Source organism: Streptomyces sp. CA-135486 (assembly GCF_050936555.1).
Lineage (GTDB): Bacteria > Actinomycetota > Actinomycetes > Streptomycetales > Streptomycetaceae > Streptomyces.
Genome location: NZ_JBNJMM010000002.1, coordinates 2,007,200 through 2,028,654, shown reverse-complemented (window position 1 = coordinate 2,028,654; position 21,455 = coordinate 2,007,200). Strand labels below are relative to the sequence as shown.

At 69.7% G+C, this 21,455-nt stretch carries 22 protein-coding genes and 1 pseudogene; 14 read left to right on the top strand and 9 right to left on the bottom strand.

Translation table 11 applies throughout. The annotated features are described in order from the left end of the window. Positions 1-26: 26 nt before the first annotated feature. The 4 genes from ACQEVG_RS28670 to miaA form a co-directional block, all read right to left on the bottom strand. Positions 27-2,105 (bottom strand): RelA/SpoT family protein, encoded by a 2,079-nt coding sequence (locus tag ACQEVG_RS28670; protein ID WP_432989020.1) that lies wholly within the window; start codon positions 2,103-2,105, stop codon positions 27-29. 174 nt (positions 2,106-2,279) lie between these two features. Then, complete coding sequence (dapF, locus tag ACQEVG_RS28665) at positions 2,280-3,221, bottom strand: diaminopimelate epimerase (protein ID WP_432992982.1); 942 nt, start codon at positions 3,219-3,221, stop codon at positions 2,280-2,282. Between the two features lie 108 nt (positions 3,222-3,329). Further along, positions 3,330-3,785 carry a hypothetical protein gene (locus ACQEVG_RS28660; RefSeq protein ID WP_432992979.1) on the bottom strand — a complete coding sequence of 152 codons (456 nt, stop codon included), beginning with the start codon at positions 3,783-3,785 and terminating at the stop codon, positions 3,330-3,332. A gap of 105 nt (positions 3,786-3,890) precedes the next feature. Then, positions 3,891-4,829, bottom strand: a complete 939-nt coding sequence (gene miaA / locus ACQEVG_RS28655) for a tRNA (adenosine(37)-N6)-dimethylallyltransferase MiaA (RefSeq protein WP_432989018.1) — start codon at positions 4,827-4,829, stop codon at positions 3,891-3,893. 182 nt (positions 4,830-5,011) lie between these two features. Between miaA and ACQEVG_RS28650 the strand changes: the two genes are divergently transcribed. Further along, positions 5,012-5,275, top strand: a complete 264-nt coding sequence (locus ACQEVG_RS28650; RefSeq protein ID WP_432989016.1) for a hypothetical protein — start codon at positions 5,012-5,014, stop codon at positions 5,273-5,275. A gap of 22 nt (positions 5,276-5,297) precedes the next feature. Further along, entirely contained in the window at positions 5,298-5,561 is a 264-nt protein-coding gene (locus ACQEVG_RS28645) for an antitoxin (RefSeq protein ID WP_432989014.1), read from the top strand. A 149-nt stretch (positions 5,562-5,710) separates the two neighbouring features. Here the strand turns inward: ACQEVG_RS28645 and ACQEVG_RS28640 are convergent, their stop codons facing one another. Further along, positions 5,711-6,418: a class III extradiol dioxygenase subunit B-like domain-containing protein gene (locus ACQEVG_RS28640; RefSeq protein ID WP_432989012.1), complete on the bottom strand. Its 708-nt coding sequence runs from the start codon at positions 6,416-6,418 to the stop codon at positions 5,711-5,713. A 146-nt stretch (positions 6,419-6,564) separates the two neighbouring features. Beyond that, complete coding sequence (miaB, locus tag ACQEVG_RS28635; RefSeq protein ID WP_432989009.1) at positions 6,565-8,130, bottom strand: tRNA (N6-isopentenyl adenosine(37)-C2)-methylthiotransferase MiaB; 1,566 nt, start codon at positions 8,128-8,130, stop codon at positions 6,565-6,567. A gap of 679 nt (positions 8,131-8,809) precedes the next feature. On the opposite strand from miaB, the gene ACQEVG_RS28630 reads away from it, so the two are divergent. Further along, positions 8,810-9,772, top strand: coding sequence for a hypothetical protein (locus ACQEVG_RS28630; protein ID WP_432989007.1), 963 nt, complete (start codon positions 8,810-8,812; stop codon positions 9,770-9,772). An 83-nt stretch (positions 9,773-9,855) separates the two neighbouring features. Here the strand turns inward: ACQEVG_RS28630 and ACQEVG_RS28625 are convergent, their stop codons facing one another. Beyond that, complete coding sequence (locus ACQEVG_RS28625) at positions 9,856-10,275, bottom strand: arsenate reductase ArsC (protein WP_432989005.1); 420 nt, start codon at positions 10,273-10,275, stop codon at positions 9,856-9,858. Positions 10,276-10,414: 139 nt separating this feature from the next. Here ACQEVG_RS28625 and ACQEVG_RS28620 point away from each other — a divergent pair, with 139 nt between their 5' ends. The 3 genes and pseudogenes from ACQEVG_RS28620 (at position 10,415) to ACQEVG_RS28610 (ending at position 12,605) form a co-directional block, all read left to right on the top strand. Next, a complete protein-coding gene (locus ACQEVG_RS28620; RefSeq protein ID WP_432989003.1) occupies positions 10,415-10,729 on the top strand; it encodes an ArsR/SmtB family transcription factor in 315 nt (104 codons plus the stop codon). 36 nt (positions 10,730-10,765) lie between these two features. Continuing rightward, positions 10,766-11,552, top strand: a pseudogene (locus ACQEVG_RS28615) (aquaporin). A 54-nt stretch (positions 11,553-11,606) separates the two neighbouring features. Then, positions 11,607-12,605 (top strand): TAXI family TRAP transporter solute-binding subunit, encoded by a 999-nt coding sequence (locus ACQEVG_RS28610; RefSeq protein ID WP_432989000.1) that lies wholly within the window; start codon positions 11,607-11,609, stop codon positions 12,603-12,605. A 95-nt stretch (positions 12,606-12,700) separates the two neighbouring features. On the opposite strand, the gene ACQEVG_RS28605 is transcribed toward ACQEVG_RS28610, so the two are convergent. Beyond that, positions 12,701-14,095 carry an ATP-binding protein gene (locus tag ACQEVG_RS28605; protein ID WP_432988998.1) on the bottom strand — a complete coding sequence of 465 codons (1,395 nt, stop codon included), beginning with the start codon at positions 14,093-14,095 and terminating at the stop codon, positions 12,701-12,703. Positions 14,096-14,110: 15 nt separating this feature from the next. Then, on the bottom strand, positions 14,111-14,818 hold the full coding sequence (locus tag ACQEVG_RS28600; protein WP_432988996.1) for a response regulator transcription factor: 708 nt from the start codon (positions 14,816-14,818) through the stop codon (positions 14,111-14,113). A 331-nt stretch (positions 14,819-15,149) separates the two neighbouring features. Between ACQEVG_RS28600 and ACQEVG_RS28595 the strand changes: the two genes are divergently transcribed. The 8 genes from ACQEVG_RS28595 to ACQEVG_RS28560 all read left to right on the top strand — a co-directional run bounded on the left by ACQEVG_RS28595 (position 15,150) and on the right by ACQEVG_RS28560 (position 21,356). Beyond that, positions 15,150-15,935, top strand: a complete 786-nt coding sequence (locus ACQEVG_RS28595) for an amino acid ABC transporter ATP-binding protein (RefSeq protein WP_432988994.1) — start codon at positions 15,150-15,152, stop codon at positions 15,933-15,935. Between the two features lie 50 nt (positions 15,936-15,985). Continuing rightward, positions 15,986-16,834 carry a glutamate ABC transporter substrate-binding protein gene (locus ACQEVG_RS28590; protein WP_432988991.1) on the top strand — a complete coding sequence of 283 codons (849 nt, stop codon included), beginning with the start codon at positions 15,986-15,988 and terminating at the stop codon, positions 16,832-16,834. 83 nt (positions 16,835-16,917) lie between these two features. Further along, complete coding sequence (locus tag ACQEVG_RS28585) at positions 16,918-17,583, top strand: amino acid ABC transporter permease (protein ID WP_432988989.1); 666 nt, start codon at positions 16,918-16,920, stop codon at positions 17,581-17,583. Beyond that, the gene (locus tag ACQEVG_RS28580; protein ID WP_432988987.1) at positions 17,580-18,497 is read left to right on the top strand and encodes an amino acid ABC transporter permease; all 918 of its coding nucleotides are present in this window, start codon (positions 17,580-17,582) and stop codon (positions 18,495-18,497) included. Before ACQEVG_RS28585 ends, ACQEVG_RS28580 begins: the two co-directional genes overlap by 4 nt. A 158-nt stretch (positions 18,498-18,655) precedes the next feature. Then, a complete protein-coding gene (locus ACQEVG_RS28575; RefSeq protein WP_432988984.1) occupies positions 18,656-20,251 on the top strand; it encodes an FAD-dependent monooxygenase in 1,596 nt (531 codons plus the stop codon). A 32-nt stretch (positions 20,252-20,283) separates the two neighbouring features. Next, positions 20,284-20,370 (top strand): putative leader peptide, encoded by an 87-nt coding sequence (locus ACQEVG_RS28570; RefSeq protein ID WP_311605579.1) that lies wholly within the window; start codon positions 20,284-20,286, stop codon positions 20,368-20,370. Positions 20,371-20,439: 69 nt separating this feature from the next. Beyond that, entirely contained in the window at positions 20,440-20,973 is a 534-nt protein-coding gene (locus ACQEVG_RS28565) for a cysteine dioxygenase (RefSeq protein WP_432988982.1), read from the top strand. Continuing rightward, entirely contained in the window at positions 20,970-21,356 is a 387-nt protein-coding gene (locus ACQEVG_RS28560) for a rhodanese-like domain-containing protein (RefSeq protein WP_432988980.1), read from the top strand. The genes ACQEVG_RS28565 and ACQEVG_RS28560 overlap by 4 nt, the downstream gene beginning before the upstream one ends. Positions 21,357-21,455 lie beyond the last annotated feature (99 nt).

The following is a 21,455-nucleotide window of genomic DNA, read 5'->3' as shown; positions in this document are numbered from 1 at the left end:
CGCGCGTCGCGCCCACCCGAACGGGGTCAGGCGGTGGCCGCCGGATGCTGGGTGCGGCTCACGTCGTACACGCCCGGCACATCGCGCATGGCCCGCATCAGGGCGGGAAGACCTGCTGCGTCCGGGAGTTGAAGGGTGTACGTGTGCCGTACGCGCTGCTGACTCGGCGGTTCGACGGTCGCCGAGACGATTGCCGCGCCCTCGGTGGCGATGGCCTCGGTGAGGTCGGCGAGCAGCCGCGGGCGGCCGAAGGACTCGGCGACCAGGGTCACTCGGCACTCGGCCGCGTCGCCCCAGCTCACCGGGACGGGCTCCCGGTCCAGGGACTTCATCCGGGCCACGGCGGGGCACTTCTCGCGGTGGACCGTCACGGTGCCGCCGCGTACGGCGAACCCGATGACCGCGTCGGGCGGCACCGGCGTACAGCACCCCGCGAGTCGTACGGTCGCGTCCGGCAGGTCGACGACGGCGTTCGCCGCGGCGGGCCGGTCGGCGGTGACGGGCACGGGTCTGCGGGGGGCGGCCGCCTGCACCTTCGCGCCTTCCGGATGTTCCGCGAGCCAGGTGGTGATGGCGATGCGCGCGCCGGGTGTGCGGGCGTGGTCGAGCCAGTCGGGCGAGGGTCCGGAGGCGGCGTCCTGGGCGAGCAGCAGATGCACCGTGTCACCGTCGCTCAGCACCGTACTCAGCGTCGCCAGGCGGCCGTTGACGCGTGCGCCGATACAGGCGTGCGCCTCCTCGCCGTACTGCGCGTAGGCAGCGTCCACACAGCTTGCGCCGGCCGGCAGGCCGAGCATGCCGCCGTCGGCACGGAAGACGGTGATCTCGCGGTCCTGCGCCAGATCGGCACGCAGGGAGGTCCAGAAGGTGTCGGGGTCGGGGGTGGACTGCTGCCAGTCGAGGAGACGGGAGAGCCAGCCGGGCCGGGTGGGGTCGGCGCGCTCGCCGTCGGCGGGCTCGACCCCCTCGACGGGTACATACGGATTCCCGAGGGCGATCACTCCGGCCTCGGCGACCTTGTGCATCTGATGCGTACGGATGAGCACTTCGGCGACCGCGCCCTCCGGTCCGGCGACGGCGGTGTGCAGCGACTGGTACAGGTTGAACTTGGGGGCGGCGATGAAGTCCTTGAACTCGGAGATCACCGGTGTGAAGCAGGTGTGCAGCTCGCCGAGCACGCCATAGCAGTCGGCGTCCTCGCCGACCAGCACGAGCAGCCGTCCGAGGTCCGTGCCCCGCAGCTCGCCGCGCTTGAGGCTGATGCGGTGTACGGAGACGAAGTGCCGTGGCCTTATGAGGACTTCGGCGGCGATGCCCGCGTCCCGCAGCACCGATCTGAAGCTCTCCGCCATGGTGTCGAGCGCGCCTGAGGCAGAGGAATTGTCCGCGATCAGCGCCCGGGTGCGCTCGTACTCCTCCGGGTGGAGGATCGCGAAGACGAGATCTTCCAGCTCGGTCTTGAGCGCCTGGACGCCGAGCCGTTCGGCGAGCGGGATCAGCACGTCGCGGGTGACCTTGGCAATACGCGCCTGCTTCTCGGGCCGCATCACGCCGAGTGTGCGCATGTTGTGCAGCCGGTCGGCGAGTTTGATCGACATCACGCGGACGTCGTTGCCGGTGGCGACGAGCATCTTGCGGAAGGTCTCGGGCTCGGCCGCCGCGCCGTAGTCGACCTTCTCCAACTTGGTGACGCCGTCGACCAGATAACAGACTTCGGCGCCGAACTCGGTCCGCACCTGATCGAGCGTCACCTCGGTGTCCTCGACGGTGTCGTGGAGGAGGGACGCGGTCAACGTGGTGGTCTCCGCGCCCAGTTCGGCGAGGATCAGCGTGACGGCGAGCGGATGCGTGATGTACGGCTCGCCGCTCTTGCGGAACTGTCCGCGGTGCGAAGACTCAGCCAGAACATAGGCCTTGTGCAGGACGGCGAGGTCCGCGTCCGGGTGGTGGGCGCGGTGCGCATCGGCGACATGGCCGATCGCGTCGGGCAGCCGGTCGCGGGCGGCGGGCCCCAGCAGCGCGGCACGGCCCAGCCTGCGGAGGTCAATCCTGGGACGGCCGCGCCTGCGGCTGTGGGCACCAGGGTTGGTGGCCTCTGCACTCATGGGCACCTCCGGCAGCTTCGACCGGCGGTGGGTAGGGCAGGAGTGCCCTCCGGGCCGGTGCTTGATGCTACCGAGCCCACCACGTGGAGCAGTCCGGCTCTCGCTCAGCGTGAAAGGGATCACCCATTCGAGCGAAGCTCTATACGATCTCGGTTTCGGTCTGTGCAGGCCGCTCTACGCGCAGTGGCTACCGAGGCGCCGGCGAGGGTCGGCCGGAGCGATGAGCGCGGGGTCGATGTGCCCCTCGGCGACGATCACCGCGGGACCGGTCATCTCGATCTCGCCGTCGGGCCGCTCGGTGATCACCAGACGCCCGCCGGGAAGGTCCACGGTGTATGTGACGGGCACACCGGTGACCGCCGGGTCGGCGCCGTCCCTGCGGGCCGCCGCCACGGCTACGGCGCATGCGCCCGTGCCGCAGGAGCGCGTCTCGCCGGAGCCACGCTCGTGCACGCGCATGGCGACATGGCGCTCGCCCCGGTCGACGAGGAATTCGACGTTCACCCCGTCCGGATAGACGGACGACGGGCTGACGAAGGGCGCGGAGAACAGGTCGCCCGCGTGGTCCAGGTCGTCGACGAAGGCGACCGCGTGGGGGTTGCCCATGTTCACATTCAGCGCGGGCCAGCTGCGGCCGCCCACGGTGACGGTGACGCCGTCCTCGGGGAGCAGCGCGCGGCCCATCGAGACCGTGATGTCCGCCGCGGCGGAACCGCTGACGGACTCGGTCTTGGCGAGGTGCACCTTCTTGACGCCGCCGCGGGTCGCCACCGCCAGGTCGCCCGCCTCGACGAGGCCCGCACGCTCCAGGTAGCGGGCGAAGACCCGTACGCCGTTGCCGCACATCTCGGCGATCGAACCGTCGGCGTTGCGGTAGTCCATGAACCACTCGGCCTCGTCGGCCATGGCGCGCGCCTCGGGGTGCGCACCGGACCGTACGACATGCAGCAGGCCGTCGCCGCCGATGCCGGCCCGACGGTCGCAGAGCGCGGCGACGGTGGGGGCGGGCAGGTCGATGACGTTGTCCGGGTCGGGGACGATCACGAAGTCGTTCTCGGTCCCGTGGCCCTTGAGGAAGGCGATCGGCGAGGTCTGCGAGGTGCTCACGCCGTCCATCGTACGAGGAGCATCGGACACCGCGCGTACCTGCCCGCGTACCTGGTCCTGGACATCCTCGGACACGGACGCCGGGGCAGGCATCCGCGCACAGCGGCGCCCGGACCGTCAGCGGAGCCGGGCCACTCGCCAGACCGCGAGTGCGACGGGCACCACGGCCACGCCGACGTAAAGGGCGATGACCCGCCAGTCGGGGCGCTCGCCGGAACCACGCGGCGGCAGGCCCGGCCAGGTGTGGCCCACTCGGCGGGCCGCCATGACGCCCCAGCCCGCGGCGCAGCAGCTGATCAGCAGTCCCAGCATGGCGACGACCGCTCCGCCGTCCCCGGTGCCGAAGGCGAGAGGGAAGGCGAACATCAGGGAGCCGACCGCGGCGAGCATCACGATGGGGGCGAGCTGCCAGATCCGCAGCCTGCGCTGTGGACGCAGCTCGACCTCGACCTCGTCCGTGATCACCTCGTCCGGGATCACGCCGTGGTCATCTGGTCCATCGGGACTCAGACGGGACGCGCTGTCCGCTGCGTCCCGCCGTTCCTGTTCTCTGTCGCGAGAGCCGGCCTCCATCGCCACGCGCCCTCCCAACTCGGACTCCAGGTCGATCGATGCTCGATGATGGCACGCCTCAGGCGGCCGAAATGACGGGCAGTGCGTCCCGATGCAATCACGTGATCAGGCTGTGACCGCTCGTTCGACCAACGCCAGCGCCTGATGCGGAAGTTCCGACCGGTGCTCAGCAGCGCCGCTCAGCCAGTGCACGCGCGGGTCCCGCCGGAACCAGGAGTCCTGCCGGCGCGCGAAGCGCTTGGTGGCGCGGACGGTCTCTTCGCGCGCCTCCTGTTCGGTGCACTCGCCCGCGAGCGCCGTGAGCACCTGCTGGTAGCCGAGCGCGCGCGAGGCCGTACGCCCCTCGCGCAGCCCCTGCGCCTCCAGCGTGCGCACCTCGTCCACCAGGCCCGCCTCCCACATTCGGTCCACACGCAGGGCAATGCGCTCATCGAGCTCGGGGCGGGCCACGTCGACGCCGATCTGGACGGTGTCGTAGACGGCATCGTGGCCGGGGAGGTTGGCGGTGAAGGGCCTGCCGGTGATCTCGATGACTTCGAGAGCCCTCACGATGCGTCGGCCGTTGCTGGGCAGGATCGCCTGGCCGGCCTCGGGATCGGCGGCAGCGAGCCGCTCGTGCAGGGCGCCGGAGCCGTGCGCGGCGAGTTCCTCCTCCAGCCGGGCACGGATCGCGGGGTCGGTGCCGGGGAATTCGAGGGCGTCGATGGCGCCGCGTACATACAGCCCGGAGCCGCCGACCAGAACGGGCGTACGGCCTTCGGCGAGCAGACGGTCGATCTCCGCCCTGGCCAGTTTCTGGTACTCGGCAACGCTCGCCGTCTCGGTGACGTCCCAGATGTCGAGCAGCTGGTGCGGGATGCCGCCGCGCTCGTCGGTCGTCAGCTTGGCGGTGCCGATGTCCATCCCCCGGTACAGCTGCATGGAGTCGGCGTTGACGACCTCGCCGCCCAGCCGCTGGGCGAGAAAGACGCCCAGATCGGACTTTCCGGCCGCAGTGGGACCGACGACGGCGATGACCCGCGGTGCGGGAGCTGCTCTTCTCACTGCCCCAGTCTCGCAAACCCGCGGACGTGTCCCCGAACGAGCGAGGTGACGGTACAAGGACGGGTTCGTTGCCTGTTGCGAGGTTCCGAACGCCGGTTTTCCGACCGGTGCTCGCGGGCGGCGCAATGGGACGCTCCGGGCTGCGCGGAACTTCGCCCACACGAGTACGCTATGGAGCAAATATGGGTGTTTTTGCACGGTTTCTTAGGTCCAAGCCGACCGCTCAGGCATCAACCGAGGAGGCGACAGCCGGCACCCTGACGGCCGAGCCCGCGGCTGAGGGCGCTTCCGAGGCCGAGGCGTCGAAGGACGCGGCGGAGGAGGCCACCGGGGATGAGGAGGCCGCGGTCGCCGAGACCGCATCTGCCGAGGGCGTGGAGATTCCGAAGCAGCAGTCGGCCGATGAGGCGGCGGACAACGAAGCCGGCGAGGGCGCTCGCAAGTAGTCCCCACAAGGGAAGGTGGCCCATGGGCTTCAAGGACACATTGAAGGCCAAGCTCGCCCCGGCCAAGGACAAGGTCTCTGACCTCGCGCAGCAGCACGGGGACAAGATTGAGCACAGTCTGGAGAAGGCCGCCAGAACGGTCGACCAGAAGACCAAGGGCAAGTACAGCGGCAAGATCGAGTCTGGCACCGGCAAGGCCAAGGACGCCCTGGGCCGCATTGCCCACAAGGACGACGCCAAGAAGGACGACGGCACTACGCCGCCGGCTTCGCCACCGGCTTCCTGATATTCACCGGCGGACGGCCGCGGAACGACTGGTTCCGTGGCCGTCCGCCGCTGTACCGCTGTTCGGCGGCCGTGCGCCGCCGTACGCGCTTTTGGTCCGCACCGTCGTGCTGCGATCCGATCCGCGCCGTTGTGCCGCGTTCCGGTCCGCTAGGACCAGGCAGCGACGAAATAGCCGACGCCGTAGGGCGCGTCCTCGTAGAGGAGCTGCCCGGCCAGGCCCGCGCCCTCAGCCGCCCCCGCGAGCACCTGCCAGGGAGCGCGGCCCGCCGCCTTGAGTTCGTACGCCAGTGACGCATCGAGCACCTTGAGCGCCTCCAGGTCGGCCGCGCCCAGGGCACGGGCGACCCCTTCGTCGAAGTCGGCCGCCCGCTCGTCCAGATAGCCGGGGGCCTTCAGCGTGCGGCAGGCGCTGCCGTCGCCCATCACCAGCAGCGCGACCCGCTCAGCCCGGGCGCCGAGCTCGCGCCCGGCGGCCAGGCAGCGCTCACCGGCGAGCGTCTCACCGACGCCGAGGCCCTCCACCGGGGCATCCGCCCAGTGGGCGCGGGTGAGCAGCCAGGCACCGACGGCCAGCGAAGGCGGCAGCGGCCGCTCCTGGCCCTCGCCCGCTCCCAGCCGTACGTCGATGTCGACACCGAAGCCGTGGAAGGAACCGGTCGCGCCCGCGGCGTGCGGGCCGCGGCCGTGCTCGTCGGCGGCGCCGACCACGACGAGCAGATCCGGCCGGGCGGCGGCGAGCACCCCGAGGGCGTCGGCGCACGCGTTTCGCGCCGCGTCCAGTTCGGGCGCGGCACCCGCGGCGACCTCGGGAACGAGCAACGGCGGGCAGGGACACACGGCGGCGGCGACAAGCATGATCGGCAGCTTAGTGCGTGCTCACGAGGCGGCCGTTCCGCGTGCTCACTCGCCGCTCGGCCGCACGCGACGCGGGTGAACAGTAGCCGCACCCGGGCCGCTCAGCCGCCGGAATCGGTCCCGTACCGCGTCCCGTACCGCGTCCGTCAGTCGCAGCCGCATCCCGGCGCCGCGGCCACCGGCAGCGGCGCCGGTACGCCGATCTTCGGCAGCCCCAGCATCACGCCGGCCGGCTTCGCGGCCTCGGCCGCGTGCCGCTTCTCCCACGCGTCGCCCGCGCGGGTCCTCCGTACGGACATCGCGGCGCCCTCGGCGAGCAGATGGTGCGGCGCGGCGTAGGTGATCCCGACAGTCACCACATCGCCCGGGCGCACCTCCTCGTCCGGCTTGGTGCTGTGCTTGTCGTTGTGCTCATCCAATCCTCGCAAGCCCGGATTGAAGTGCACCAGTCGGTTGTCGGGGGCGCGGCCGGAGAGCCGGTGCGTGGCACCGTCCTTGCGGCCCTCGCCCTCCGCGACCATCACCTCCAGGGTCCGGCCGACCTGCTTCTTGTTCTCCTCCCAGGAGATCTCCTCCTGGAGAGCGACCAGGCGCATATAGCGGTCCTGCACGATCTCCTTCGGGATCTGCCCGTCCATGGTCGCCGCCGGGGTCCCGGGGCGCTTGGAGTACTGGAAGGTGAAGGCGTTCGCGAAGCGGGCCTCGCGCACCGTGTGCATGGTCTGCTCGAAGTCCTCCTCGGTCTCGCCGGGGAAGCCCACGATGATGTCGGTGGAGATGGCCGCGTCCGGAATCGCGGCGCGCACCTTCTCGATGATCCCCAGGAAACGCTCCTGCCGGTACGAGCGGCGCATCGCCTTCAGAACCGTGTCCGAACCGGACTGGAGCGGCATGTGCAGCTGCGGCATGACGTTCGGCGTCTCGGCCATCGCCGCGATCACGTCGTCCGTGAAGTCGCGGGGGTGCGGCGAGGTGAAGCGGACCCGCTCCAGGCCGTCGATCTTTCCGCAGGCGCGCAGCAGCTTGCTGAAGGCCTCGCGGTCTCCGATGTCGGACCCGTACGCGTTGACGTTCTGGCCGAGCAGGGTGATCTCACAGACGCCCTCGGCGACGAGTGCCTCGACCTCCGCCAGGATGTCGCCGGGCCGCCGGTCCTTCTCCTTGCCGCGCAGCGCCGGGACGATACAGAAGGTGCAGGTGTTGTTGCAGCCGACCGAGACGGAGACCCATGCGGCGTACGCGGACTCGCGGCGGGTCGGCAACGTCGAGGGGAAGGCCTCCAGCGACTCCGCGATCTCGACCTGCGCCTCTTCCAGGACCCGGGCGCGCTCCAGCAGCACCGGGAGCTTGCCGATGTTGTGCGTACCGAAGACGACGTCGACCCAGGGCGCCTTGGTGACGATGGTGTCGCGGTCCTTCTGGGCCAGGCAGCCGCCGACGGCGATCTGCATCCCGGGCCGCTTGGACTTCATCGGCGCGAGCCGGCCGAGGTTGCCGTACAGCTTGTTGTCGGCGTTCTCCCGCACCGCGCAGGTGTTGAAGACGACGACGTCGGCGTCACCGTCGGCGCCCTCGGGGGCGCGGACATAGCCTGCGTCCTCCAGCAGGCCCGACAGCCGCTCGGAGTCGTGGACGTTCATCTGACACCCGTAGGTGCGCACCTCATATGTTCGATTGACGTCCACGGCCTGGCTCCGGTCACTGCTGCTCATGCAATAAGGGTAGGCGGTACCTGAAGTACCTCCTGGCCCTGGCGCCCGCCGGCAGGATCCGGCTCCCGGCGCGGGATATCCGGATGGCCTCCGGCGCCTTGCCGCGGCGGGACGGCGACGTGGCGTAGATCATCCCCCGCGATTTCACGGAACGTCCGCGGCGACTGCGATGCGTGTGGGATCGTACGGCCGGTTGTTACTCGCTGGTACTCGCGAGTCCCAACCCTTGACGCGTACCCCCCACCACACGCCCCGAGGATTCCTACGTGCGTAAGCCCCCGGTCAGACATGTCCTCTTAGTGACTCTGGCTTCCATCTCTCTGCTCGCCACCGGCTGTTCGGCCGGTGGCGAAGCTCCGTCCCCCGCGGCCGCCGGCGCCGAAGTTCGTCCTACCACCGTCGCGACCGCGGACCCCAGCCCCTCACAGCAGCTCGCCGTGGCGGGAGTGCCCGAAGGAAAGCCCACTGCCCTGGCCCGCGCGGGCAGTGGCGGAAAGGCGGAGCAGTCACCGCTGAAGGTGGCCTCCTACGACCGCACCAGTCGACGGGCCGTCATATCCACTGCGGAAAAGGCGCCTTCGGCGACCGCACCCGCCGAGAACCTCCCGCCGTCGGTGACATCATCGCCAGCGGGCCCGCGCCCGGGGCTCCCGACGGGCTGCTCGCCAAGGTCACCGACGTGGCGGGAGAGACCAAGAAGGGCACCGAGGTCCGCACCGAGCCGGCCACGCTGGGCGCCCTGCTCGGTGACGACAAGGCCCAGGGCACAGTCCCGGTCGACCCGGCGACCGTGGACGTGGAGCCCCTGGTCCAGGGAGTGAAGGTCTCCTGGGCGAAGACCGGGAACGTCCATTTCGGCCCCCAGGGCGCGAAAGTGCCGCTCGGAAGCCTGCGGATCGATCTGGGAGCGTCGGTTCCGCTCCCGGTCACCGAGGGCGTGCCCGTGTCGGGGGCGGCGTCGGTCGCGGGCTATGTGCAGCTCGCGCCCGAGGTCGAGTTCTCCTACGACGGGTCTTCCGTCATCGCCCCCGACGCCGCCTTCCTCGGACTGAGCGGTGACTGGACCTCGGGGTGGGAGCTGAAGGGCAAGGCCGTCGCGGGCGGCAAGCCGGTGCGTATCCCGTTCGCCAAGCTGCATGCCGATCCCGTGATCCAGGTCGGGCCGGTGCCGGTTGTCGTGAACCTCGACCTCACGGCGTACGTCCAGGTGGCCGCGGACGGAGCCGTCACCGTCGACGTCCGGCAGGACCTCAAGGGCGACTTCCGGATCGGCGGCAGCTATTCGAAGGCGGGCGGCTGGAAGCCGGTCAGCACCTCCGACATGACCAGCACTCCGGTACGGGCGAAGGTGACCGCAGCCGGCAAGGTGAAGGCCGCGATGGGCGCCGAGGCCACGGTCGGGCTGTACGGCGTGGCCGGTGTCACTGCCGACCTCGCCCCGTACGTACGCGGTGAAGCCTCCGCCGCTGCCACGCCCGGCTCCCTCGTGGGGTCCTGGAAGATCTACGGCGGGATTGATCTGACGGGATGGCTGCAGCTGCAGCTGTCCATCTTCGGAACGCCCGTCTTCCAGCACCGCATCCCCCTGGGCTCCCTCAACAAGGAATGGCCGCTGGCGCACGGGGAGGGTGCCGTCGCCTGACGTCGGAAACGCAACCGAGAGCCCCTGCGGGAGGAATCCCGCAGGGGCTCTCCGCTTGTCGGGATCGCCGCGCTCCCCCTGGGTCACGCCTCCGGCTTCGCGTCGATTTCGGCGATCAGGGCCGCGATGCGGGTCTTGATCTCGTCGCGGATCGGCCGGACGGACTCGACGCCCTTGCCCGCCGGGTCTTCCAGGGCCCAGTCGACGTACTTCTTGCCGGGGAAGATCGGGCACGCGTCGCCGCAGCCCATGGTGATGACGTAGTCGGATGCCTGGACAGCCTCGGTGGTCAGAACCTTCGGCGCCTGGCCGGAGATGTCGATGCCGACCTCCTTCATCGCCTCGACCGCGGCCGAGTTGACCTGGTCGGCGGGCAGGGAGCCGGCGGAGCGCACCTCGACGCGGTCGCCCGCGAGATGGGCGAGGAATCCGGCGGCCATCTGCGAGCGCCCGGCGTTGTGGACGCAGACGAAGAGGACCGAGGCGAGCGGGGTGGAGGACATCGGTTCTTCCTTCGTGAAGCGGGTCGGTGAAGCGGGTCAGGCTCAACGGTCCTGGGATTTCAACAGCCCTGCGATTTCAACGGCCCTGCTATTCAGCCCGGACTGGTATCAGCTCCGGATGATGTGACAGTATCAGCCCATGATGACGTCAGTCGACACTGACCTGATCCGGGTGCTGGCCGACCCTCTCAGGCTCCGGATCGTGACCCTGCTCGCCCACGAGACGCTCTGCACCACGCATCTGGTCGAGGAGACGGGCGCCAAGCAGACCAACCTCTCCAACCACCTGAAGGTGCTGCGCGAGGCTGGGGTCGTGGAGACCGAGCCGTGCGGACGGTTCACGTACTACCGGCTGAGGCCCGAGGTCATCGGGGCGCTCGCCGGTCAGTTCTCCGACCTGGCCGAGACCGCGCGCAACACCGCCGAAGCGAACCTCAAGCGCTCCTGCCCCTGATCACGTTGTCCTGCTGCTCCGAACGAAGGAGTCCCGTTGAGCGCCGCGTCGCCCGCCGGTACCGAGACCACGTCGGAGTCAGCCAGATCCGCAGAGCCCGCGCCCGCGCCGGACGCCACCTCCCCGTACCCCGTTGATCGCCCGCGGCGCGGCCGAGCTGGTCGGCACCGCCGCACTGGTCGCCGTGGTGGTCGGGTCCGGCATCCAAGCCACCGAGCTGACCCGGGATGTCGGCCTCCAGCTCCTCGCCAACTCCCTCGCCACGGTCTTCGGACTCGGCGTCCTGATCGCGCTGCTTTGCCCGGTCTCCGGCGCGCACTTCAACCCCGCGGTCACCCTCGCAGAGTGGTGGACCGCCCGCCGTGGCGGCGCCGGCGTCACCGCGCGGGAGACGGTCGTGTACGTCCCCGCCCAGATCGTGGGGGCGATCGCCGGCGCCGTACTGGCCGACGCGATGTTCGGCGAGCCTCTGGTGAAGTGGTCCACTCATGACCGCTCGGCCGGGAACCTGCTCCTGGGCGAAGTCGTGGCCACGGCGGGCCTGATCCTGCTGATCTTCGGCCTGGCCCGCACCGACCGCCTGCGCTTCGCACCGGTCGCCGTCGCCTCCTACATCGGCGCCGCCTACTGGTTCACGTCGTCCACCTCGTTCGCCAACCCGGCGGTGACGATCGGCCGCGCGTTCACCGACACGTTCGCCGGCATAGCGCCCGGCTCGGTCCCGGGCTTCATCGGCGCCCAGCTTGCCGGTGCCGTGGCCGGACTGGCACTGGTGGCGCTCATCTTCATGCAGGGGCGGGCCGGCTCGCGGCAGGGCTGCTGACCGCCGGATGAGGGCCCTGGCCATTACGGGGAGTGAGCTGGCAGGATCGCCGCTATGTTCCCGGCCCTTTTCCGCATCAGCCGCCGCCGCGCCCTCCAGGGCTCCGCGGTCGCGCTCACGGTGCTCGGGCTGCTGCTGTGGTGGCTGCTGCCGTTCGGAGAGCCGACGCCGCACGGGGATCTGACCTTCAGCACCGGGTCGCAGAACGGCGTCTACCAGCGGTACGGCGTCCTGCTGAAGGACGCACTCGCCCGTGACATGCCGGACGTGACGATAGATCTGCAAACCAGTGAGGGCTCGCAGCAGAATCTCGCGCGGGTGGCCACGGGCAAGGCCGACTTCACCATCGCCACGGCCGACGCGGTCGCCAAGTACAAGCGGGACAACAAGCCCGGCGCCACGCATCTGCGCGGCTGTGCCCGGCTGTATGACGACTATGTGCACCTGATCGTCCCCCGCGGCTCGCCGGTGCTTTCGGTCCGCGATCTGCGCCACAAGCGGGTGGGCATCGGACAGGAGGGATCCGGCGTACGGCTGATCGCCGAGCGGCTGCTGAAGGCCGCGGGGATCGACCCGAAGCGGGACATCACCCCGCTCCCGGCCGGTATCGACACCGTGCCGGGGCGGCTGGAGGCGGGCGATCTCGACGCGTTCTTCTGGTCGGGCGGACTGCCCACGGCCGCCGTGGAGGAGCTTTCGGAGCGCTTCCAGATCCGGTTGGTGCCGCTTGAGGCCGATCTCGTCGAGAAGCTGCACGCCGCCGGCCCGGCGACCAGCTACTACCGCTCGGCCGTGATGCCCGCCGACGCTTATCTGGAGGCGCAGAACGGAGTGACCGTGCCGACCGTGGCCGTGGCGAATCTTCTGGTCACCACCGATCGGACGGATCCGGAGATGACCGAGGGCTTCACCCGTACGGTGATCAGGAGCCGCGACCGGATCGGCAATACCGTGCACCCGGCCCAGCTGGTCGACGGGCGTACCGCTCTCTACACGGATCCGCTGCCGCTGCACGAAGGCGCGACGCGCTACTACCGCTCGGTCAAGCCGTAGGCGACATCCGCCCAGTCAGTCCGCAGCGACGTACCGCTCGCTCATGCTCAGGCCGTAGGCGACATCCGCCCAGTCTGCAGCGACGTACCGCTTGCTCAGGCCGTGGGCGACGTACGTGGGACCGTCACCGTCACCTTCAGGCCGCGCGGGTCGTGATGCTCATACGCGATCGTGCCGCCCCCCGCCGCCAGCAGGGCTCGCGAGATGGACAGCCCGAGGCCCGAGCCCTTGACGTTCTGGTGGCGCCCGCTGCGCCAGAAGCGGTCGCCGATGCGGGCCAGCTCCTCGTCGGTCAGGCCGGGCCCGCGGTCGGTGATCACGATGGTGGACGTATCGCCGTTGGAAGCGACCGAGACGGTGACCTCCTCGCCCTGCGGAGTGAACTTGAGGGCGTTGTCGATCACCGCGTCGAGGGCGCTGGAGAGCGCGACCGGGTCGGCCCAGGCGGTGACCGCGGCGCCGTTCTCGGTCAACCGGACGCCTTTTTCGTCGGCGAGGGGACGCCAGGCGGCGACCCGCTCGGCGGCCAGCTCGCCGATGTCGGTCAGGTGGAGAGCGGCGGAGGCGTGCTCGGCCAGCGCCAGGTCCAGCAGGTCGTCGAGCACCCGGGCGAGGCGCTTGCCCTCGGTGCGGACCGAGGCGATCTCCTCGTTCCCGTCGGGCAGTTCGAGTGCGAGGAGTTCGATACGGAGCAGCAGCGCGGCCAGTGGGTTGCGCAGCTGGTGGGAGGCGTCGGCGACGAACGCCCGCTGCTGTTCCAGGCTTTCTTCGACGTTGTCGGCCATCTCGTTGAACGAGCGGGCCAGGCGTCTGAGTTCCGGCGGGCCGCCGGCCGCCGCGACGCGTGAGTTCATCTGCCCGGTCGCGATGTCGTGCGTGACCGCGTCCAGGATCCGTACAGGCCGCAGCACCCAGCCCGTGAGGCGGATGGCGGCGCCGACGGCGAGCAGCATCGCCGCGCTCTCACCGGCCGCGATCAGCAGCCAGCCCCGCAGTACGCGCGAGCGCAGCTGGCCCGTGGGCGAGTCGGTGAACACGACGGCGACAACGTCCCCGTCCCGTACCACCGGCGAGGCGACGACCAGCCGGGCGCCCTGCTGCCACGGCCAGACCTGTGGCGGGTCCTGGCTGCGCCGCCCCGACAGCGCCTCTTCGAATGCCTCGCGCCCCACTCCCTCTTCGGTCACGAACCAACTGTTCTCGGGGGCGCGCGCCATGGCATCGCCGTCGCGGTAGTAGACGCCCGCCCTGATGCCGTACGTGGCGTAGTAGCGGTTGAGCTGCTCCTGGAGCGTGGGAAGTCTCTCGTCCAGTCGCGAGCTTTCCGTAGCAAATTGGGCAAGTGCCGCAAAGCGGACAGTGTCATCTATCCGGTCGACGACGACCCGCTGCTGCTGTGCGGCAGCCAGGCTCACGGCGAGCGGAAAGCCGAGCGCGAGCAGCACGCCCGCCATGAGGACGATGAGCAGCGGAAGAAGTCGGGTACGCACCGGGGTGTACGGGTCCTACGCGCCCGCGGGGGCGACGAGCCGGTAGCCGACGCCGCGCACGGTCTCGATCAGGGTGGGCATCCTGAGCTTGGAACGCAGGGACGCCACATGAACCTCGAGCGTGCGGCCGGTCCCTTCCCAACTGGTGCGCCACACCTCACTGATGATCTGCTCCCGGCGGAACACCACACCCGGCCGCTGCGCGAGCAGCGCCAACAGGTCGAACTCCTTGCGGGTCAGCTGCACCGTCGCGCCGTCGACGCTGACGCGCCGGGTGGACAGTTCCACGGTGACCGGGCCGAGCCGCAGCGCATTTTCGGCGGCGCTCGCGCCGGCCTCGTCGCCGCTCGCGGTGCGCCGGCTGACAGCGTGGATGCGGGCCAGCAGCTCCCCGGTGTCGTACGGCTTGACGACATAGTCGTCGGCGCCGAGGTTGAGCCCGTGTATGCGGGAGCGAACGTCGGCCCGCGCGGTCACCATGATCACAGGCGTCGCGGTGAGCTTCCGTATCTTGCCGCACACCTGGTAGCCGTCCTGGTCCGGCAGCCCCAGATCCAGCAGTACGACCCCGAACGCCGGCTTGGCGGGATGCGAGGCGGGCAGCACGGCGTGCAGCGCCTCCTCGCCGTTGCGGGCGTGCACCACCTCGAAGCCGTGCTTCGCGAGCACCGCGGACAGGGCGGCTGCCACATGGTCGTCGTCCTCGACGAGCAGCAGTCTCATGGCCCCCCTCCGGTCGTGCGGTCGTCATGTGCAGTATCCCGGCCGTCTGCACTGTCTCGGGTCGTGTGCAGTATGGCGGCCGTGTGCAGTATCGGGGCATGGTTGCCCGATGTACCAGGGCAACAAGACCTATGCCCGCAGGGACAGTCAAGGGGCTTCCCGTTACATGCCCGTTTCCGTTACCCACCCGGTACGCCGATCACCTCCCCGTTCACACATAGTGTCCGGTTGCAGCCGGATCGTTATGCTCAATTTCCGCTCAGATGTAATGACACTGGTCGCACCGCGTCATTAACGTCCTCCCAACCGAGGAGGACGGAGCAAGAAGCCGATGAGCGGAGTTTCAGTGACCAAGGGCGCCGAGGACGCCGTACCCACCGCGGGCGACCTGGTCGTGCTGAGCAACGTCAACAAGCACTTCGGCGCGCTGCATGTGCTCCAGGACATCGACCTGACCATCGCCCGCGGCGAGGTCGTAGTCGTGATCGGGCCCTCCGGGTCCGGCAAGTCCACGCTGTGCCGCACCATCAACCGCCTGGAGACGATCGATTCCGGAGCCATCTCGATCGACGGGAAGCCGCTGCCCCAGGAGGGCAAGGAGCTCGCCCGGCTGCGCGCCGACGTCGGCATGGTCTTCCAGTCGTTCAATCTCTTCGCGCACAAGACGGTGCTCGAGAACGTGATGCTGGGCCAGCTCAAAGTCCGCAAGGCGGAGAAGAAGAAGGCCGAGGAGAAGGCTCGCGCCCTGCTCGACCGGGTGGGCGTCGGATCGCAGGCCGACAAGTACCCGGCTCAGCTCTCCGGCGGTCAGCAGCAACGCGTCGCGATCGCACGGGCGTTGGCCATGGACCCCAAGGTCATGCTCTTCGACGAGCCCACGTCCGCGCTCGACCCCGAGATGATCAACGAGGTGCTCGAGGTCATGCAGCAGCTGGCCCAGGACGGGATGACGATGGTCGTCGTCACCCACGAGATGGGCTTCGCGCGGTCCGCCGCCAACCGGGTCGTGTTCATGGCCGACGGCAAGATCGTCGAAGAGGCCACGCCCGACGAGTTCTTCAGCAACCCGCGCAGCGACCGGGCCAAGGACTTCCTGTCGAAGATCCTGCACCACTGAGTCCCAGACCAGCTGATCACTTACATCGCGTCAACTCTAGGGAAGTCACCATGAAGCTTCGCAAGGTCACCGCCGCTTCGGCCGCTGTGCTCGCGCTCGCCCTGGCCGCCACGGCCTGTGGCTCCAACGACAAGGACAGCGACTCGGCCGGCGGGGGCGGGGGCGGCAAGAAGATCACGATCGGCATCAAGATCGACCAGCCGGGCATCGGCCTGAAGACGCCCGACGGCAAGTACACCGGCTTCGACGTCGACGTCGCCACGTACATCGCCAAGGAGCTCGGCTACGACGCCAAGGACATCACCTTCAAGGAGACGAAGAGCGCCGACCGCGAGACGGCGATCGAGCGCGGTGACGTCAAGTTCATCGCCGCCTCCTACTCGATCAACGACAAGCGCCTGGCAAAGGTCGACTTCGCGGGCCCGTACCTGCTGGCACACCAGGACATCCTGGTCCGCGCCGACGACAACGACTTCAAGTCCCCCGCGGACCTGAACAACAAGAAGCTGTGCTCGGTCACCGGCTCGACCTCCGCGACGAACGTCAAGGAGAAGCTCGCGCCGAAGGCCCAGCTGCAGGAGTACGGCGGCTACTCCGAGTGCCTCACCGGCCTGGAGAACAAGGTCATCGACGCACTGACCACCGACGACTCGATCCTCGCCGGCTTCGCCGCGCAGGAGCAGTTCAAGGGCAAGTTCAAGCTGGCCGGCTTCAAGATGAGCAACGAGAACTACGGCATCGGCCTCAAGAAGGGCGACGCCGATCTCAAGAAGAAGATCGACGCAGCCCTGACCAAGATGGTCTCCGACGGCTCCTGGGAGAAGTTCGTGAAGGCCAACTTCGGCCCGGCGAACTACAAGAACGAGCCCGCGCCGAAGATCGGCAACATCGTCAAGTAGTGCAGCAGGGCTGACGAGGCGCGCCGCCATGCGGGCGGCGCGCCGGCCCTTTCCACACGCCACACGCGGAAGCGCGGGAGATCGTGTTCGACTTTTCTCAAGATTACGACCTACTGGGGGCCTTCTGGGTGACGGTGCAACTCGCCGTCTACTCCGCCCTCGGTTCCCTGATATGGGGAACGCTGTTGGCCGGAATGCGGGTCAGCCCGGTCCCCCTGATGCGCGGTTTCGGTACCACCTACGTGAACGTGGTCCGGAACATCCCCCTGACCGTCATCATCCTCTTCACCTCGCTGGGCCTGTTCCAGACGCTGAGCGTCACCCTCGGCGCGGAGGACTTCAAGACGATCAACTTCAGGCTGGCGGTGCTCGGCCTGATCGCGTACACCTCGGCCTTCGTGTGCGAGGCGCTGCGCTCCGGCATCAACACGGTGCCCGTCGGCCAGGCGGAGGCGGCGCGCGCCCTGGGTCTGAGCTTCACCCAGGTGCTGCGGCTGATCATCCTCCCGCAGGCCTTCCGCTCGGTTGTCAATCCGCTGGCCAATGTGCTCATCGCGCTGACCAAGAACACCACGGTGGCCGCCGCGATCGGTGTTCTCGAGGCCGCGAACCTGATGAAGACCATGATCGAGGCCGAGGCCCAACTCATGCTGATCGCCGCCGTCTTCGCGTTCGGATTCATCTGCCTCACCCTCCCGACCGGGCTGATCCTCGGCTGGGTGAGCAAGAAGGTGGCGGTGAAGCGATGACATCCGTTCTCTATGACGCCCAGGGAACGCGCGCCAAACAGCGCAACGTCCTGTACACGGTGCTGTTCCTGCTCGCTCTCGCGGGCGTGCTGTGGTGGGTCTACGACAGCCTCAACTCCAAGCACCAGCTCGACTGGGTCAAGTGGAAGCCGTTCTTCACCGACTCCCAGCCCTGGGAGACATACATCTGGCCGGGGCTTGAGAACACGCTCATCGCCGCGGGCCTCGCCCTGGTGATCGCACTGCCCCTCGGAGCACTGTTCGGCATCGGCCGGCTCTCCGATCACCTGTGGGTGCGCATGCCGTCCGGCATCGTCGTGGAGTTCTTCCGCGCCATCCCGGTACTGGTCCTGATGATCTTCGCGAACGCGGCGTACTCCAAGTTCGAGGGCATCAGTGCCGACCAGCGGCCCCTGTACGCCGTGGTCACCGGTCTCGTTCTCTACAACGCCTCGGTGCTCGCCGAGATCGTACGGGCCGGAATCCTGTCCCTTCCCCAGGGCCAGACCGACGCGGCCAAGGCGATCGGTATGCGCAAGGGCCAGACGATGCGGTACGTGCTGCTGCCGCAGTCGGTGACCGCCATGCTGCCCGCCATCGTCAGTCAGATCGTGGTCATCGTGAAGGACACCGCCCTCGGCGGCGCGGTGCTGACCTACTCCGAACTGCTGGCATCGGCTCGTCCGATGAGCGCCAACTACGGCGCGAACACCATCGCGTGTTTCACCGTCATCGCCCTGATCTACATCGCGGTGAACTTCACGCTGACCTCGTTCGCGAGCTGGCTGGAGGGCAGGCTGCGACGCGCCAAGAAGAGCACGGGCGCGGTACTGGGCGCCACAACCGTTGAGGACGCGGCCCCGATCTCGGTGGGCGGTGACTTCAAGTCGGGCGCCGGAGGCGCCGGCGTGTGACCGTAAGGTTCCCGGGCTAACGGAGGCAGCGGCGCGCGGCGCCGCTGCCTCCGTCGCTTGACGGGGGCACCCGCAGTGGGTTGCATACGTTCTGTGATCGCGCACCGGGCTCCGACCGAATCTTTCCGTACGACCCTTCGGGGCCGAGGAGTCACGCCGTGGACCCGGTGATCATCGTCGGCGCGGGCCCCGTCGGGCTCTCGCTCTCGCTCGCCCTCGCCCAGCAGGGCGTCCCCTCCGTCGTGCTCGACGAGGGCGCCGGCAAGGACGAGCTGCGTCCCGCCCGCACGGTCGTCCTGCGCCCCGACGTCACCTCGATGGTGGAGCGGCTCGGCTGCACCACTGTCCGTGACGAAGGAGCCCGCTGGGTCGGCTGGCGCTCGATGCGACGGCGGCAGGACGTACGGCAGCTCTCGTTCGGCGACGAGGGCGCGCCCGCGCCGCTGCACATCCCCCAGCACTCCCTCGCACGTGGCCTGCGGGACGCGGTCGCCGCGCAGCCACTGATCCGACTTGTCACCGACAGCCGCATGGACTCACTGGAGCAGGACGAACGCGGGATCAGCGTGCACACCCGCGGGCCCGGGGCGACCTGGTGGCGCGGCAGTCACCTGGTCGGATGCGACGGGGCCAGGTCGACGGTCCGCAAGCTCCTCGGCATCCGCTTTCCGGGCCGCACCGCGGTGGAGCGGCATGCCGTCGCCGCCCTGCGCGCCGAACTTCCCTGGCCGGACGAGGCATTGCTGCACCGCCAGCCGCCGTGGCGCACGGGCGATGCCGAGGTCACGGCCCGGCCGCTGCAGGACGGCGTCTGGCGGCTGGACTGGCTGCTGCCGCCGCGCGGGGAACTGGTCACCCCCGACGCCCTGGTGGCGCGTGTACGGGACACGCTCGCCGGCTGGTGCGGCCAGACACCTCCGTACGAGCTCATCGACACCGGCGTCTACACGCTGCATCACAGGCTCGCACGGCGCTGGCGGGTGGACCGGGCCTTCCTCGCGGGCGACGCCGCGCATCTGCTGGGGGCGCTCGGCACGCAGGGGCTCGACGAAGGGCTGCGGGACGCGGACAACCTGGCGTGGAAGCTGGCGCACGCCTGGCACCACGGCCCGTCCGAGCCGTTGCTCGACAGCTACCAGGCGGAGCGGCGGGCCGCAGTCGCCGCCCGGCTGCGCGCGGCGGACCAGTCGCTGCCGATACTGCGCGGCGGCAGCGCGCTGCGTACGTACCTCCCGGGTGCCGCGCGCGGGCACGACGCCCTGCTCACCGACGGCCATCTGGGGCACGGCCCGCTGGGCGCGCCCCCCGTTTACACGCACTCCCCGCTCGCACCCGGATACGCCCCTTCGCAGACATTCGTCGGTACGGAGGCGGGCGCACCGGTCGCGGATGTACGGGTCACCACACCGGACGGGACGAGCGCACGGCTGCGGGACCGGCTCGGGCAGGGGCAGCTGCTCGTGGTCCTGGTCGCTCCGGGCACGGGAGTGTGGGACCGGCGGCACTGGGTGAGCGCGGGCGTGATGCCGCGGCTGGCGGCGGCGGTCACCGCGCTGCCGGTGCGGGCTGAGCTGCTGGTCACGGAGAGCTACCCCGGTGCTTCGGCGCACACCGTGCTGCTGGTGCGGCCGGACGGTCATCTCGTGGCCTCGTTCGCGGGGGTGCGGCCTGCGGAGTTGTACTCGGCGGCGGACGCGGCGCGCGGTGGGACCCCGTCAGCGGAACGCAGTGACCGTACAGCGGACATCAATTGACCCTCGAGGGCCCGCATGATGTACTCCGGAGCGTGACCGACACCGATGTGCGCCTGTGGCGGAGGGTCCATATGGACCTCGTCCGCTATGCGGGCTGCGTGTGTCGTCCGTCCTGCTGAATTCGCCTCCCCTCGCGCTGTGGCCTGCCCGGCCTGCGCGCCCTTCAGCGAACTTCCAGGACGGTATCCGTGTCCCACCCTGTTTCCGCCTCCGTACGTACGGAGGCTGCGGCGCCGACCGCCGCCGAACTGCTCGACTTCGTGCGGCGCTCTGCCGCCGACGCCGAACTCATCGCATCGCTCCCGCTCGATCCCGAGGGCCGTACGTGGGTACGGCTCGAAGGCCCTGGCGGCAGTGAGGCCTGGCTGATCGGCTGGCCGCCGGGCACGGGCACCGGCTGGCACGACCACGCCGAATCGCACGGCGCGTTCGCCACGGCCACGGGCGAGCTGAAGGAGAACTCCCTCACCGTGCGGCTGCCCGCGAGCGGCTGGAAGACCCTGGAGCTGAACGAAGGGGTCGACCGCGAGCGGCAGTTGGGGGTGGGCAAGAGCCGGTCCTTCGGGAAGCACCATGTGCACGAGGTGCTCAACGAATCGACAACCGAACATGCGGTCTCGGTCCATGCGTACTATCCGCCGCTGCCGCTGCTCCGGCGCTTCAGCCGGTCCGGCGCGGTGCTCCGTCTTGAGCAGGTCGAACGTCCGGAGGACTGGCAGTGAGCGGGCATCTCGGCATAGACGAGCTTCTCGAGCGGGTACGCGAGGACCTGGACCGGGTCGACCCGAAGGAGGCCTTCGACGCGGCCGCGGAGGGCGCGCTGCTGGTGGACATCCGCTATGCCGCGCTGCGCGAGCGGGACGGGTTGATCCCGGGCGCGCTGGTCGTGGAGCGCAACGAACTCGAATGGCGGCTGGACCCTCAGGGCAGCCACCGCGCCCGGGAGGCGGTCAGCCACGACCTGCGGGTCGTGGTCATTTGCAACGAGGGCTACGCCTCGTCGCTGGCGGCGGTGTCCCTGCGCCAGCTGGGCCTCCACCGCGCGACGGACCTGGTGGGAGGCTTCCAGGCCTGGAAGTCAGCGGGACTGCCGGTCGAACGCTGACGGGGGGCGAGCGTGGTGCGGGTCGCGGAGCGCCGGCGCCCACAGGAGCCGCAGCGTCCCCTGGCGCCGGAGCCTGCGGCGGGCATGGCCGCCCGCCCG

Coding starts and splice junctions, on each gene's coding strand:
- ACQEVG_RS28670 (WP_432989020.1), bottom strand. CDS start 2,105: ATGAGTGCAGAGGCCACCAACCCTGGTGCCCACAGCCGCAGGCGCGGC.
- dapF (WP_432992982.1), bottom strand. CDS start 3,221: ATGGACGGCGTGAGCACCTCGCAGACCTCGCCGATCGCCTTCCTCAAG.
- ACQEVG_RS28660 (WP_432992979.1), bottom strand. CDS start 3,785: ATGGAGGCCGGCTCTCGCGACAGAGAACAGGAACGGCGGGACGCAGCG.
- ACQEVG_RS28650 (WP_432989016.1), top strand. CDS start 5,012: ATGGGTGTTTTTGCACGGTTTCTTAGGTCCAAGCCGACCGCTCAGGCA.
- ACQEVG_RS28645 (WP_432989014.1), top strand. CDS start 5,298: ATGGGCTTCAAGGACACATTGAAGGCCAAGCTCGCCCCGGCCAAGGAC.
- ACQEVG_RS28640 (WP_432989012.1), bottom strand. CDS start 6,418: ATGCTTGTCGCCGCCGCCGTGTGTCCCTGCCCGCCGTTGCTCGTTCCC.
- miaB (WP_432989009.1), bottom strand. CDS start 8,130: ATGAGCAGCAGTGACCGGAGCCAGGCCGTGGACGTCAATCGAACATAT.
- ACQEVG_RS28625 (WP_432989005.1), bottom strand. CDS start 10,275: ATGTCCTCCACCCCGCTCGCCTCGGTCCTCTTCGTCTGCGTCCACAAC.
- ACQEVG_RS28620 (WP_432989003.1), top strand. CDS start 10,415: ATGATGACGTCAGTCGACACTGACCTGATCCGGGTGCTGGCCGACCCT.
- ACQEVG_RS28610 (WP_432989000.1), top strand. CDS start 11,607: ATGTTCCCGGCCCTTTTCCGCATCAGCCGCCGCCGCGCCCTCCAGGGC.
- ACQEVG_RS28600 (WP_432988996.1), bottom strand. CDS start 14,818: ATGAGACTGCTGCTCGTCGAGGACGACGACCATGTGGCAGCCGCCCTG.
- ACQEVG_RS28595 (WP_432988994.1), top strand. CDS start 15,150: ATGAGCGGAGTTTCAGTGACCAAGGGCGCCGAGGACGCCGTACCCACC.
- ACQEVG_RS28590 (WP_432988991.1), top strand. CDS start 15,986: ATGAAGCTTCGCAAGGTCACCGCCGCTTCGGCCGCTGTGCTCGCGCTC.
- ACQEVG_RS28580 (WP_432988987.1), top strand. CDS start 17,580: ATGACATCCGTTCTCTATGACGCCCAGGGAACGCGCGCCAAACAGCGC.